Source organism: Mesorhizobium sp. P3_A10 (genome assembly GCF_056403175.1).
Genome location: NZ_JBFUFZ010000001.1, coordinates 416,050 through 430,027, shown reverse-complemented (window position 1 = coordinate 430,027; position 13,978 = coordinate 416,050). Strand labels below are relative to the sequence as shown.

13 protein-coding genes are annotated in these 13,978 nt (G+C 63.7%); 11 read left to right on the top strand and 2 right to left on the bottom strand.

Translation table 11 applies throughout. From position 1 onward, the window contains the following. Positions 1–8: 8 nt before the first annotated feature. From AC1DXU_RS02055 to AC1DXU_RS02010, 10 genes are all read left to right on the top strand, one after another. On the top strand, positions 9–869 hold the full coding sequence (locus AC1DXU_RS02055; protein WP_477312275.1) for a carbohydrate ABC transporter permease: 861 nt from the start codon (positions 9–11) through the stop codon (positions 867–869). Continuing rightward, positions 866–1,819 carry a carbohydrate ABC transporter permease gene (locus tag AC1DXU_RS02050; protein ID WP_477363725.1) on the top strand — a complete coding sequence of 318 codons (954 nt, stop codon included), beginning with the start codon at positions 866–868 and terminating at the stop codon, positions 1,817–1,819. The genes AC1DXU_RS02055 and AC1DXU_RS02050 overlap by 4 nt, the downstream gene beginning before the upstream one ends. Further along, positions 1,816–2,907, top strand: coding sequence for an ABC transporter ATP-binding protein (locus tag AC1DXU_RS02045; protein ID WP_477363722.1), 1,092 nt, complete (start codon positions 1,816–1,818; stop codon positions 2,905–2,907). Before AC1DXU_RS02050 ends, AC1DXU_RS02045 begins: the two co-directional genes overlap by 4 nt. Positions 2,908–2,911: 4 nt before the next feature. After that, positions 2,912–3,973: an ABC transporter ATP-binding protein gene (locus AC1DXU_RS02040; RefSeq protein WP_477363719.1), complete on the top strand. Its 1,062-nt coding sequence runs from the start codon at positions 2,912–2,914 to the stop codon at positions 3,971–3,973. Between the two features lie 35 nt (positions 3,974–4,008). After that, positions 4,009–5,106 (top strand): Gfo/Idh/MocA family protein, encoded by a 1,098-nt coding sequence (locus AC1DXU_RS02035; RefSeq protein ID WP_477363717.1) that lies wholly within the window; start codon positions 4,009–4,011, stop codon positions 5,104–5,106. Between the two features lie 26 nt (positions 5,107–5,132). Continuing rightward, on the top strand, positions 5,133–6,047 hold the full coding sequence (locus AC1DXU_RS02030; protein ID WP_477312270.1) for a sugar phosphate isomerase/epimerase family protein: 915 nt from the start codon (positions 5,133–5,135) through the stop codon (positions 6,045–6,047). Positions 6,048–6,118: 71 nt separating this feature from the next. After that, positions 6,119–7,300: an aldose 1-epimerase family protein gene (locus tag AC1DXU_RS02025; RefSeq protein ID WP_477363714.1), complete on the top strand. Its 1,182-nt coding sequence runs from the start codon at positions 6,119–6,121 to the stop codon at positions 7,298–7,300. A gap of 46 nt (positions 7,301–7,346) precedes the next feature. Next, positions 7,347–8,432: a fatty acid desaturase family protein gene (locus AC1DXU_RS02020; RefSeq protein ID WP_477363711.1), complete on the top strand. Its 1,086-nt coding sequence runs from the start codon at positions 7,347–7,349 to the stop codon at positions 8,430–8,432. A gap of 26 nt (positions 8,433–8,458) precedes the next feature. Next, the gene (locus AC1DXU_RS02015; protein WP_477363708.1) at positions 8,459–8,770 is read left to right on the top strand and encodes a MocE family 2Fe-2S type ferredoxin; all 312 of its coding nucleotides are present in this window, start codon (positions 8,459–8,461) and stop codon (positions 8,768–8,770) included. 101 nt (positions 8,771–8,871) lie between these two features. After that, positions 8,872–9,675, top strand: a complete 804-nt coding sequence (locus tag AC1DXU_RS02010; RefSeq protein ID WP_477363705.1) for a 3-methyl-2-oxobutanoate hydroxymethyltransferase — start codon at positions 8,872–8,874, stop codon at positions 9,673–9,675. A 19-nt stretch (positions 9,676–9,694) separates the two neighbouring features. Here the strand turns inward: AC1DXU_RS02010 and AC1DXU_RS02005 are convergent, their stop codons facing one another. Both AC1DXU_RS02005 and AC1DXU_RS02000 read right to left on the bottom strand, forming a co-directional pair. Next, positions 9,695–11,176 carry an HAL/PAL/TAL family ammonia-lyase gene (locus tag AC1DXU_RS02005; RefSeq protein ID WP_477363702.1) on the bottom strand — a complete coding sequence of 494 codons (1,482 nt, stop codon included), beginning with the start codon at positions 11,174–11,176 and terminating at the stop codon, positions 9,695–9,697. Next, complete coding sequence (locus AC1DXU_RS02000; RefSeq protein WP_477363699.1) at positions 11,173–12,174, bottom strand: ornithine cyclodeaminase family protein; 1,002 nt, start codon at positions 12,172–12,174, stop codon at positions 11,173–11,175. Before AC1DXU_RS02000 ends, AC1DXU_RS02005 begins: the two co-directional genes overlap by 4 nt. A gap of 116 nt (positions 12,175–12,290) precedes the next feature. On the opposite strand from AC1DXU_RS02000, the gene AC1DXU_RS01995 reads away from it, so the two are divergent. Continuing rightward, the gene (locus tag AC1DXU_RS01995) at positions 12,291–13,739 is read left to right on the top strand and encodes a DHA2 family efflux MFS transporter permease subunit (RefSeq protein WP_477363696.1); all 1,449 of its coding nucleotides are present in this window, start codon (positions 12,291–12,293) and stop codon (positions 13,737–13,739) included. The last annotated feature ends 239 nt before the right edge of the window (positions 13,740–13,978 follow it).

Sequence of the window (13,978 nt, the reverse complement as noted above, 5' to 3'; positions counted from 1 at the left end):
GCAGCCAGATGAAGCGTTCCATTCCCTTCGAGATATTCCGCTATGCCGCGATCGTCGCGGCGATGGCGGTGACGTTGATCCCGATCCTGTGGATGGTGTCGATGGCGTTCAAGCCGATCGCCGAATGGTCGGCCACCGGCGCCGAGCTGACCTGGTGGCCGAAAAACCCTACGCTCAGCAATTTCCGTTTCGTCTTCGGCGAGTCCACCAACAATCTGATCGTCGCGCTCGATCGCAACGCGCTGAAACCGATTCTGTCGTCGCTGCTGTCGGCCACGTTTGGAACGGCGATCGCCATGTCGGCCGGTACTGCCGCCGCCTATGGGCTGTCGCGCTTCGGCTCGGGGCAGAACCTGCCGCTGGCGCTGATCCAGCTCAGGCTGTTTCCGCCGATGGCTGTCATGACACCCGTCATGATTATGTGGGCCTTCCTCAATTTCACCGACAGCTGGTGGGGGCTGTCGCTGATCTACGGCATCGTGACTCTGCCTTTCGCCTTCTGGCTGATGAAAACCTTCTTTGACGACATGCCGCGCGAGATCGAGGAAGCGGCTTTGGTCGAGGGTTGTTCGCGGTGGCGCGTCTTCACCCGCATCACGCTGCCGATGATGCGCGCACCGCTGGCGAGTGCTGCACTCTTCGTCTTCATCCTCAACTGGTCGGACTATCTGATCGCGCTGCTGTTGACGACGCGCGAATGGGTGACGATCCCTGTCTACATGGCCTCGCTGTCGTCCTCGATGACGGGACAGCTCTACGGTGCCAAGGCAGCGCTTGGCCTCATCGCCGCCGTGCCGCCGGTCATCATGGGCATCGCCATCCAGCGCCATCTGGTGCGCGGCCTGACTTTCGGGGCGCTCAAGCAATGAGCGCGGTGGCTGCAACGATTTCGGAGGACGACATGAACGCCGTCCAGGCAAAGCCGGCCCAGCGGGACGACGGTGCAAAGCTCGGCTTCCGGCTGACGCTGCCGGCGCAGATCCTGGTGCTGTTCATCTCCGTCTTCCCGCTGCTGATGCAGCTCTACATCAGCGTCACCGACTGGTCGCCGCTGTCGGGCCTTGGCTGGTGGAACGCCTGGTCGATGTGGAACAGCTTTGCCAACTACACCGATCTTGCCGCCGATGCGCGCTTCTGGAGCGCGCTGAAGCGCACCGCCATTGTCATGATCGTCTGCGTGCCGGTCGAATTCCTGCTCGGACTGGCGCTGGCGACGCTGTTTGCCGACGAATTTCCGGGCAAGCGCATCTTCTACTCGATCCTGCTGATGCCGATGATGGTGGTGCCGGCGGTGGCCGGCTACATGTTCTTCATGCTGTTCCAGTCGGGTGGTCCGGTGAATGACATCCTGTCGTCGCTCACCGGTTCTCCGGTGACGATCGCCTGGCTGTCGGACCCGACACTGGCGCTGTTTGCCATCATGGTCGCCGACATCTGGCAGTGGACGCCGCTGATGTTTTTGATCCTGCTCGCCGGCCTGGTCGGCGTGCCGGAGGACCAGATCAAGGCGGCGACGCTGCTCGGCGCCAATCCGTGGCAGCGCTTCGTCACCATCGTGCTGCCGAAGATGAAGACGATCATCATCATCGCGCTGGCGATCAGGGTGATCGAGAACTTCAAGATCTTCGACACGCTCTACATCATGACCGGCGGCGGCCCCGGCGTCGCCACCGAAACCATCTCCGTCTACATCTACAAGCTCACCACGCAGGACCTGATCTGGGGCTACGTCGCGGCAATCGCGCTGGCCATCCTGATCGTGCTGTCGATCGCCGCGGTGTTTGCCATGAAGCGCATGGCGCGAGAGGTGCCGGCATGAGCGCCATCCATTTGCAGAACCTGGTCAAGAAGTTCGGCGACTTCACCGCGCTGAAGACGATGGACTTGGCCATCGCCGATGGCGAGTTCATGGCGCTGCTCGGCCCTTCCGGCTGCGGCAAGTCGACGACGATGAACATGATCGCCGGCATGGAAGAGCCGACCGGCGGCAAGATCCTGTTTGGCGAACGCGACATGGCCGGCGTGCCGATGGGCCGGCGCGGCGTCGGCTTCGTCTTCCAGAACTACGCCATCTTCACCCATATGACGGTGCGCCAGAACCTTGGCTACGGACCGAAGATGCGTGGTGCTGCGCGGGCGGAGATCGACCGTCGCGTCGGCGCCATTGCCGAGATGCTGCAGCTGACGCCGCTGCTCGACCGCAAGGCCGACCGGCTGTCGGTCAACATCCTGCAGCGGGTGGCGATCGGCCGCTCGGCGATCATGGAGCCGGCGATCTTCCTGCTCGATGAGCCGCTGTCCAATGTCGACGCCGCTTTCCGGGCTGTCATGCGCACCGAACTGAAGCAGCTGCAGCGCCAGTTCAAGCAGACCATGGTCTATGTCACCCACGACCAGCTCGAAGCCATGACAATGGCCGACCGCATCGCCGTCATGGATCATGGCGTGCTGCAGCAGGTCGGCACGCCGCTCGAGGTCTACAACAGTCCGGCCAATCTCTTCGTTGCCCGCTTCATCGGCGCGCCGGGCATGAACCTGCTCAAGGGCTGGCTGGCGGAAAGCGATCGCGGCCTGGTCGTCGACCTCGGCCCGCTCGGCGCCACACCGCCGCTGCCGGACGATATCGCCGCCTCCGTGCGCCGTGCGCGCCGCGAAGTGTTCTACGGCTTTCGCCCGGAGCAGGTGACGCTGGTGCCGCACGGCCCGGGCCTGTCGATGCCGGTGACCTTCGTCGAGCGGATCGGCGCGCGCACCATCGTCCATCTCGGCGAGGGTGAGAACGCGGTGAAGGCGGTGTTCGACAATGATGTCGGTCTGGCGATCGGGCAAACCGCCATCCTCGCGCCGGCCGCGCGGTCGGTACGCATCTTCGACGCCGCCACCGGCCTTGCCATGAAAGCGGACTGAGATCATGGCCGATATCGTCTTCCGCCATGTGACCAAACGCTACGGCAAGACATTGGCCGTCGACGACGCCTCGTTCACGGTCAACGACAACGAGTTTTTTTGCTTTTTCGGTCCGCCTCTGTCGGGCAAGTCGACGATATTGCGGCTGGTGCTGGGTCTCGAAACGCCGGATGTGGGCGAGATCCTGATCGGCGGCAAGCCGGTCAATGCGGTGTCGCCGGCCGAGCGCAACGTCGCCATGGTGTTCCAGAACCTGGCGCTGTTCCCGCATATGAGCGCGCTCGACAATGTGCGCTTCCCGCTGGTCGAACGCGGGGTCGCCGAGCTCCAGATCAAAAAGCGGGTCGCCGACGTCGCGGCGAAACTGCATATCGGCCATATCCTGCATAAGCCGCCGGCGCAGCTCTCGGGCGGTGAGCGGCAGCGCGTGGCGATCGCCCGCGCCCTGGTGCGCGATCCCTCCGCCTACCTGATGGACGACCCGATATCGGCGCTTGATGCCCGGCTGCGCGAGGAGACGCGCGTCGAGCTGAAGCGCATCCAGCGCGAGCTCGGCAAGACGCTGATCTATGTCACGCACGACCAGGAGGAGGCGATGTCGGTCGCCGACCGCATCGCCATCTTGGAGAACGGCAAGATCCGGCAGATCGGCGCGCCGGCCGAAATTTACGACCGCCCGGCGAGCACCTATGTGGCGCGACTGCTCGGCTCGCCGATGATGAACATCCTGAAATCGGTGCGCGGCGCCGGTGGTGTCGAGGCGGCGGAAGGCGCAATCCGCATCGCTGACAGAACGGCCCCTGGCGATGCAGTCGAGATCGGCCTCAGGCCGGAAGACATCAAGGTCGGGCCATGGTCGGATGGGGCGCCAAGCCGCCCGGCGCGGGTGTTCGAGGTCGAGCCGCTCGGCGGCTACACGGTGGTAACGCTGGCCGCCGGGCAGGCACGCCTGAGGGCATTGCTGCGCGGCCAGCCCGACATCCGGCCGGACGCGATGGTGGCGATATCCTGCGAGCCGGCCCGCGTGCATTATTTCGGACAAAGCGGGGGAGCGCTGGCACGATGACGGCGACGCTCAGAGAAGAATTTCGGGAGGACCAGATGGCAAGCAATGGCTTCGAGCCAGACGTGAAGGTCCGCACGAAGGAATACAGGATCGGCTGCGTCGGCGCCGGCATGGTCATGGCCGAATGCCATCTGGCCGCCTACAAGGAGGCCGGCTTTCCCGTGGTGGCGATCGCCTCGCGCACCAAGGCCAGCGCCGAGAAGGTGGCAAAGCGCTGGAGCATTCCGACCGTCCACGACACGCCGGAACAACTGATCGAGGATCAAAATGTCGAGATCATCGACCTTGCCTTTCCGCCGGACCAGCAGCCGGCGCTGATCCGCCATGCGCTGAAGCAGAAGCACATCAAGGCGATCCTGGCGCAGAAGCCGCTGGCGCTGTCGCTCAAGGATGCGATCGAGCTGCGCGACGAAGCGGCCAAGGCCGGCAAGATCCTCTCGGTCAACCAGAACATGCGCTACGACCAGTCGATGCGCGTCTTGAAGCAGATCATGGACAGCGGCGCGCTGGGCGACATCGTCTTCGCGCAGATCGACATGCACGCCATCCCGCACTGGCAGACTTTTCTCGAGGACTACGACCGGCTGACGCTCGCCAATATGAGCGTGCACCATCTCGACGTGCTGCGCTTCCTGTTCGGCGATCCCGACGAGATCACCACGCTGACCCGCAAGGACCCGCGCACAAGATTCGACCATTCGGACGGCATCACCGTGTCGACGTTGCGCTTTCCCTCCGGCGTGCTCGCCGTGTCGCTGGAGGATGTCTGGTCGGGTCCGCGCCAGGATGGCTACAAGGACGACCAGCACATCAGCTGGCGCGTCGACGGCACCAAAGGCGTCGCCAAGGGCACGATCGGCTGGCCGACAGGCTCGGCCTCGACGCTGACCTACGCCTCGACCGAGACCACCGACGGCAAATGGGTGACGCCCAGCTGGGACACGATGTGGTTCCCGCATGCCTTCATCGGCGTCATGGAACAGCTCCAGTACGCGGTGAAGACCGGAACGCCGCCGTCGCTCTCCGTCGCCGACAACGTCAAGACCATGGCGCTGGTCGAAGCCGGCTACCGCTCGATCGACAAGGGCCGCACGGTCAAGCTTTCGGAAATCTCGACAACTTCAATCAACTGAATCGCTTACAGGGAGGACTTCACACCATGATGCAATCCGGGATTTTTACGGGGTATTTCCCCTACGGGCTCGAAGAGACGGCGAAGAAAATTCGCGGCCACGGCTTCAACACCGTGCAGCTCGACCTGCATTTCAAGGATATCGACCTGTCGGCCGGCCAGATCACCAAGGACAAGGCGAAGAAGGTCCGCGATACGTTTCGCGGCTACGACCTGCCGATCTGCTGCATCTCGGGCTACACCAATGTCATTCATCCCGACCTCGCGCACCGCAAGGCGAATGTCGAACGGCTGAAGGAAATCATCCGCAATGCCCGCCAGCTCGGCAGTGCTTACGTGATCTCGGAGACCGGCACCTACAACACCGAGAGCGAGTGGATGAGCGATCCCAAGAACAAGTCCGAAGAGGGCTTCGAGATGTGCCGCAAGGTGATCGCCGAGCTGGCGCAGGAAGCCTACGACCACGGCTCGATGTTCCTGCTCGAAACCTATGTCAACAACGTTGTCGGCTCGGTCGAGGAAACGGTGCGCATGTTCGCGCAGGTCGACCATCCCGGTCTCGGCCTGCTGATGGACCCGACCAACTACTTCGAGAGCCACAACATCGACCAGATGGACAAGGTGCTGAACCAGGTGTTCGACACGCTGGCGGACAAGGTCAAGATTGCGCATGCCAAGGATGTCGCGCGCGCCGGCGACGACAAGAGCGAGAAGCACGCCGATATCGGCGATGACGACGCGCTCGCCTCGCACACCTTCCGCGGCGTCGGCGAAATGGTGCTCAACGCACCGGGCACCGGTTCGCTCAACTATGATCTCTATCTGCAGCGCCTGGCGCAGAAGAACCCGAACATTCCTGTCATCATCGAGCATCTCTCGGAAGACGACGTGCCGCGCGCCAAGAAATTCCTCGACGACAAGTTCCGCGCCAACGGCCTTTGACACCAACACACCTTGCGTCGCCGCTTTGCGGCGGCGCAGCGCCACAGCCAAGTGAGAGAAGCGGCCGGCACATGGTAGAGCTTTACGGCAAGACGCTTTCGCGCCGGCAGGTCAGCGAACGTTCGGGCATGCTGTCGCAGTTTGCCGGCGTGCGGTTGATGACGCTCGGCGACGGCGTCGAGCGCGGCATCCGCATGCTCGAATTCCGCACCGGCTCCGGCTTGCGCTTCACGACGCTGGTCGACCGGGCGCTCGATATCGCCGATTGCGACTTCAGGGGCCAGGCGATCGGCTGGCATTCGCCGAGCGGCTTTCGTCATCCCGGTTTGCATGACTATGAAGGCGAGCAGGGTCTGGGCTGGGCGCGGTCGTTTTCCGGCCTGCTCTTGACCTGCGGGCTCGATCACATTCTGGGCCGCGATGAAGTGCCGGCCGACACCTACAACTACCCCGGCAAGAAGAGCGTGGTCCATTCGCTGCATGGCCGCGTCGGCACCATCCCGGCGCGGCTGACTGGCTATGGCGAGGCCTGGGATGGCGACCGCTGCGTGCTGTGGGCGGAGGCGATCGTCCAGCAGTCGACGGTGTTCGGCGAGGATTTGCATCTTTTGCGCCGCATCGAGGCCGATGTCGGCGGCAACGAAATCCGGCTTTCAGACCGCGTCGTCAATCACGGCTTCAACCGCACGCCGCATATGTATTTCTATCACATCAATGTCAGCCATCCCTTGCTCGACGAAGGCTCGCGCTATCTGGCGCCGGTCAAGGACGTGGTTTGGGCCGGACACGCCGGCGACCGCTATGAGGCGCAGAAGGTCGGCTACCGTACGATGCCGGCGCCGCAACTGGGGTTCAGCGAGCAGGTCTGGCAGCATGAAATGGCGGCCAATGCCGCCGGCGAGGTGCCGGTGGCGGTGGTCAACGACCGGCTCGGCCTCGGCTTCGAAGTGGTGACGCGCAAGGACCAGTTGCCGTGCGCCTATCAGTGGCAGAATTTCCAGGCCGGCCAGTATGCGCTGGGCATCGAGCCGTCGACGCATCATGTGCTCGGCAATCTCGCAGCCCGTGAACGCGGCGAGATGATCTGGCTGGAGCATGGCGAAAGCCGTTCCTACGATGCGGTGTTCCGCGTGCTCGACGGCACTGATGAGATCATCGCTGCCGAGCGCCGGATCGCTGCCATCGCGCAGCAACCGCGCGAGGATTACCCGAAGCCGTCGGGCAATTTCCCAAAATTGGCGGGCAGGGCATGACCGGGATGACAAACTTCGGCTGGCGGGCCGGAAATCGGAGGTCGATGTGACGCAGAATAAGCGCGACTACAGCCTGGTCGGCGAAAGCACGCGGCGGGCGATCGCAACCGGGCTGGCCTCGGCCGAATGGTATCACACCGATGTCTCGCGCAAGGCGATGAAGGCGTTGATGCAGCGCTCGGACGGCCCGGCGATCCGCGACACCATCATCTGGATATCAGCCATACTGGGTTCCGCCGCCGGCGGCATCTGGTTCTGGGGCACATGGTGGTGCGTGCCGTTCTTCTTCGTCTATGGCTTGCTCTACGGCTCGTCCAGCGACTCGCGCTGGCACGAATGCGGCCATGGCACAGCGTTCCGGACGCGCTGGATGAACGACGCGATCTATCAGATCGCCAGCTTCATGGTGGTGCGCAATCCGGTGACCTGGCGCTGGAGCCATGCCCGCCACCACACCGACACGATCATCGTCGGCCGCGACGCCGAAATCGCGGTCATGCGCCCGCCGGACCTGCTTCGCGCCGCGCTTGCCTTCACCGGCATACTCGATTTCCGCTATTCGCTGCCGACGCTTGTGCGCAACGCCTTCGGCAACATTTCGCCCGACGAGAAAAGCTACATCCCCGAGATGGAGCAGCCGAAGGTCATCACGGCCGCACGCTGGCATGTCGCCATCTATGTCGCGACGATCGCGCTGGCGCTCACCATGTGGTCGTTCCTGCCGCTGATGATCATCGGCCTGCCGCGCCTCTACGGCAGCTGGCACATGGTGCTGACCGGCCTGCTGCAGCACATCGGTCTCGCCGACAATGTCGTCGACCACCGGCTCAACACCCGCACCGTCTACATGAACCCGATCAGCCGGTTCATCTACTGGAACATGAACTACCATGTGGAGCATCACATGTTCCCGATGGTGCCCTATCATGCGCTGCCTCGGCTGCACGAGTTGATCAAGCACGATCTGCCCGAGCCGAACCCGTCGATGTGGCATGCCTACCGCGAGGTCTGGCCGGTGATGCTCAAGCAGCTCAAGTACGAGGACTATTTCCTCAAGCGCGAGCTGCCGGCGACGGCGCGGCCCTATCGGGGCGAATTCCACGAATTGAACATGTCGGCGGCGGCGGAATAGGCTACCGGCCTCAGCAGGAGACAAGAATGGCCGAGTGGGTTGAAGCGTGCGCCGTCGACGACGTCGACGAAGAGGATGTCATCCGCTTCGACCATGGCGGCCGCAGCTTCGCGATCTATCGCTCGCCCGACGACGAGTTCTTCGCCACCGACGGGTTCTGCACGCATGAGAAGACGCATCTGGCCGATGGGCTGGTGATGGACGACATCATCGAATGCCCCAAGCACAATGGCCGTTTCAATTACAAGACAGGTGCCGCCAAGGGCGCGCCCGTCTGCGTCAATCTCAGGACCTATGCAGTCAAGGTCGAGGCTGGCAAAGTGATGATAGAGATCTAGAGCTTGATCCCGAAAAGTGGAGACCGGTTTTCGGAAAAGATCATGCTCAAATAAGAACCCTGACGGGCCTGCCGTAGCCGCAACACGAGGAAGCAAGATCGATGAGCCGGAAAAGACCGACGGTGGCGGATTTGCGCGCCATGAAGGGCAAGCGCCAGTTGACCATGCTGCGCGTGCTGACGATGGACGAGGCCGAGGCCGCCGAGCGGGCAGGGGTCGACATCGTATCGGTGCCGCCGGAGCTGGTGCTCAACCCGCAGTATCGTGATGCGGCGCCCAGCCTGTTCACCATGCCGGGCGAGAATTTTTATGAGATCGGTACCGCCGACGATTTTATCCGTTGGGCGTTTCGGCTCTACAAGGCGAGTGCCGACGCGGTCTATTGCAGCGCCGGTTTTGCCACCGTCAAGCGGCTGGCCGACGACGCCATCCCGGTGATCGGCCATGTCGGTCTCATTCCTTCGCGCGCCACCTGGACCGGCGGCTTCAAGGCGGTCGGCAAGACCGCCGATACCGCGATGCAGATCTTCGAGGCGGTGAAGCAGTATGAGGCCGCCGGCGCCGTCGGCGCCGAAATCGAAGTGGTTCCGGTCGAGGTGGCCAAGGCAATCTCCGAGCGGACGTCGCTGATCATGCTGTCGATGGGCGCCGGCACAGGCTGCGATGCGCAGTACCTGTTCGCCGACGACATTCTTGGCCAGAACCGGGGCCACATGCCCCGCCACTCCAAGGTCTATCGCAATTTCGCCGCCGAATATGATCGTTTGCAAGCGGAGCGCATCGCCGCGTTCTCCGAATATGTCGCCGACGTCAACAGCCTGGCCTATCCCGAAGACCGGCATGTCGTGCACATGGACCCACAGCAGCTTCGCCTGTTTCTGAACAAGGTCGATGGGGTGGCTTGAAGGAAGTGCGGCCGACCGGCTACGCCTGCCAGCTGCCGTTGGCGAGGGTGGCGTAGAGCGTCTCGGCGTCGATGCCGAGCGGCCGGTCTTCCCTGAGCGGCTGGACGAGCACGCGTACCGCCGCATGGATCACGCCGGTGGCCAGCGCCAGCGTCAGTCCTTCGCGCAAATCGACCGCCTGCGCGGCGGCCATCAATTCCAGGGCAATCAGCCGCCGCCACAGGCCGATCATCTCGGCACATTTCGAAATGGCGAAAAGGGTTTGCGTCGCGTGGTCCTCGACGCCTTCGGAGACGGCCAAGAAATCGAGCATCACCGGATTGGCCTTGTGGCGAATGGCGGCCAGGATCGCCGTCACCGTCTTTTGCAGCGGCACGAAGCCGGCCGAGGCGCCACCGGCCGGGGACAGATATTTGGGCAGGCCGTTGCGGCCTGAGCCGGTGAGCTGGATGAAGCGGGCGGCACAGGCGGCAGCCGTTTGAGCGATGGCCAGGCCAAGCGTCTCGAAGGCCAGCGCCAGCGACGCGGTGTGGAAATTGCCGGTCGACAGCACCAGTTCGTCGTCGCCCAGCACCAGCGGGTTGTCGGCGGCGGCGTTGAGTTCGATCTCGACGGCTTGCCGTGCCTGATCGATCGCATGGATCAGCGCGCCATGGATCGAGGGCATGCAGCGGATCGATAGCGGGTCCTGCAAACTTGTCGGCGCCGGCAGCTCGTTTCGCGCCAGCAATTCGCGCAACTCCTTCGCCGCGACCTGCTGGCAGGCGGCCGGCCGTGCCGCGTGAAGCCGCGGATCGAGGATCGTCTGGTTGGCGCCGATGGCTTCCATGGTCAGCGCGCCGGCCTGCTGCTGTTGCATCAAGGCAGACAGCGCATCGGCGACCGCCAGCGCGCCGCTGCCGGTGGACACGGCGGAAGCGTTGATCAGCGACAGTCCGTCCTTGGACGCCAGACTGATCGGGGTCAGGCGGGCCAACATCAGCGCCTTGGCCGACGGCATGCGCCGGCCCTGAAAATCGGCTTCACCGTCGCCAGTCAGCATGCGGCCGAGCGTTGCCATCAACACCAGATCGCCGGCGCCGATCGAACCCAGCGATGGCATCACCGGATAGACGCCGGCATTGAGCGCTTCGACGAGGGCGGCGAAGACTCCTACCGAAATGCCCGAACCGCCGGCTGAGAGCATCGCCGCGCGGGCCAGCATCGTCGCGCGCACGGTTTCCTGCGGCAGCGAGTCGCCAACCGCGCCGCTGCGTCCTTCCAAAAGCTGGCGCTGGAAGGCGCTGGCGTCGCCGTTGACAGCGGTGCCAAGATTGGCGCCGAGCCCGGTGTTGAGCCCATAGATCGGCTCGCCGGCAGCAGCGGCCTGGTCGAGCACTTTGCGCGCCTTGTCGAGTCTCTCGATGACAGCGGGCGCCACCTCGACCTTGCGGCCGCCGCGAGCGACGCTGGCGACATCCTCGATGCTGATGCTGGCTCCGGTGAGGACGAGCGCGTTCATGCGAAACGCAGCCGCTGGCCGATGCCTTGCGCCTGCGCCTTGGCCAGCATCGCCTTGCCCAGCGCAATGTCGGAGAGCGACAGCCCGCGATGCCAGAACAGGATCGTCTCGTCGTCGCTCAGTCGTCCCGGTTTCAGCCCGGCGGCGATCTGGCCGAGTTCGGCATGCAGCGTCTTTTCGCTCAGCCGTCCGGTCTCGACATGCGCGCGCAGCGAGCCGAACTTGCCACCCTTGCACTGACCCCAATCGTCGACGACCATTTTCTGCATGATGTCGGTCAAGGATAGCTCGACCGCGCTCATCGTACCATAGGGCACCACCAGCGCACCCGGCTTGATCCAATCGGTCTTCAGCAATGGCTGCGGTTCCGGCAGCCGCGAGGCCTCGACGACGATGTCGGCGCCTTCGACGCAGCTTTTCCAATCGGCCACCGCCGTGACCTTCTTGCCGAGATCGGCGGACAGTTTGGCGGCAAAATCATCGCGGCTTTCCGGCCGGCGCGAATGCACGCGAATCTCGTCGAAGTCGAAGAGATGGTCGAGCAGGCGCACGTTCCAGTAGGCGGTGCCGCGCGCGCCGATATGGCCAAGAACCTTCGACGTCTTCTTCGCCAGGTGTTTAGCGCCGATGGCGGTGACGGCGCCGGTGCGCATGTCGGTGATGACGGTGGCGTCGAGAATGGCGCGCGGCGTGCCGGTGCGCGGATCGAACAGATTGAGGATGCCGAATTCGGAAGGGAGCCCGTGCAGGTAATTGTCGACATAGTCGCCAACGATCTTGACGCCCGCCGTATCGAGCGGCGCGACGTAGCCGCGCAAAACGTTGAAATGACCGTGAAAGGACGGGTCCGGCTCGAGATGGACACGCGGCTCGATCACCGTCTGGCCGTTGCCCTGGGCGACGAGGCCAGCCTCGACCGCGTCGATGATCTCGGCATCGGTCATATCGAGGGCATCGATATCGAGGGCGTTGAGATAGTCGATATAGACAGGCTTCATGCGTGCGGGGTTCCGAGGCAGCCCGTTCTTTCCATAACAGGCCGCGACGCGACACGAAAGTTTGTTGGCGCAGTGTCTGGACGACATTGCCCAAATACTGTTCAAACCGACGCGTCATGACGGCCATCCCCGAAAACCAAGCCTCGCCCCAATCATCGGTAGCAATGCCGGCGCGCCAGGCGCGGCGCGTGGCGCTGATCGTCGCCGTCGCCTTCTTCATGCAGCTGCTGGACTCGACGATCATCTCGACCTCATTGCCGCAGATGGGCCAGTCCTTCGGCGTGCCGGCGGTGGCGATGAGCATCGGCATCACCGTCTACATGCTGACCATGGCGGTGTTCGTGCCGCTGTCCGGCTGGCTCGCCGACCGTTTTGGCGCGCGCAACATTTTCCTCATCGCGATCGCCCTGTTCACGCTGGCCTCGGTTGTCTGCGGCGTCTCTGAGAATCTGACCCAGTTCGTCGCGGCGCGCGCCGTGCAGGGCCTGGGCAGCGCGCTCATGACGCCGGTTGGTCGCATTCTGGTGCTGCGCAACGCGTCGAAGTCCGAGCTGATCAACGCCACCGCGCTGATCACCTGGCCGGCTTTGTTCGCGCCAGTGGTCGGGCCGGTGCTTGGCGGCTTCATCACCACATATCTGTCCTGGCACTGGAATTTCTTCATCAACATCCCGCTTGGCCTGGCGGGACTGGCGCTGGTCGCCCGCTTCATTCCCGGCGACCGTGAAGCCGAGACCAGGCCGCTCGACTGGCCAGGGTTTGTGCTGACGTCGATCGGGCTCGCCGCACTGCTCTACGGCCTCGAGCGCATTGCGCATCCGGAAGACGGCATCTTGCCGACGGTGGCGCTGCTTGCCGCCGGCATCCTTGTCGGCTGGCTGGCGGTGCGGCATCTGCGTCGCGCGCCACATCCGCTGCTCGACCTCTCGGCCTTCAAGGTGCTGACCTTCGCCATCTCGACGCTTGCCGCCGGCACGATTTTCCGGGTCGCGATCAACGCCACGCCGTTCCTGCTGCCGCTGCTGTTCCAGCTCGGCTTCGGCTTGAGCCCGGTCGATGCCGGCATGATGATCCTCGCCTATTTCCTCGGCAACCTCGGTATGAAGGCGGTGACGACGCCGACGTTGCGGCGCTTCGGCTTCCGCTCGGTGCTGGTCATCAACGGTGTGATCGCCTCATTGGCGATCATGGCCTGCGCGGCGATCTCGCCTCAGACGCCGCAGGTGCTGGTGGTGGTGCTGATGCTGATCGCCGGCCTGTCGCGCTCGATGCAGTTCACCGCACTCAACACGCTGGCCTTCGCCGATATCGGCGCGCAGCAACGCAGTTCGGCGGCGACACTGTCCTCGATGCTGCAACAGATGGCGATGCTGTTCGGCGTCGCGGTGGCGGCAGCCATCCTCAACCTGTCGCAAATCGCCAGGAGCCGGTCAGTGCTCGACCTCGTCGATTTCCGAATCGCCTTCCTGATCATCGGCGTGATCGGGCTCGTCGCGTCGTTTCGTTTTCTGGCGCTGCCGCCGACCGCGGGCGGTGAGGTTTCAGGTCATTCGCCGGAGAATTGACCGCGTATTTCCTGCCTGTCGCAGACAGAAATTCCACCTCTTGCGTTGCCCTTGGAGCGGAGCTTTCGCAGGCGACTTCGTCGGCGCAATGAATTGCCAAAAACGCTTGAGTTTCCGCGCATTGCGCCAGTTTAGGCAATCAATGCGTCCACTCGACAATTATCGCCGCCGGCGACGGTTCTGAACGCGGATTCATTTGACGGATTGGTGTTGAGCCGATTAGCTTTCGGTTTTCGGGA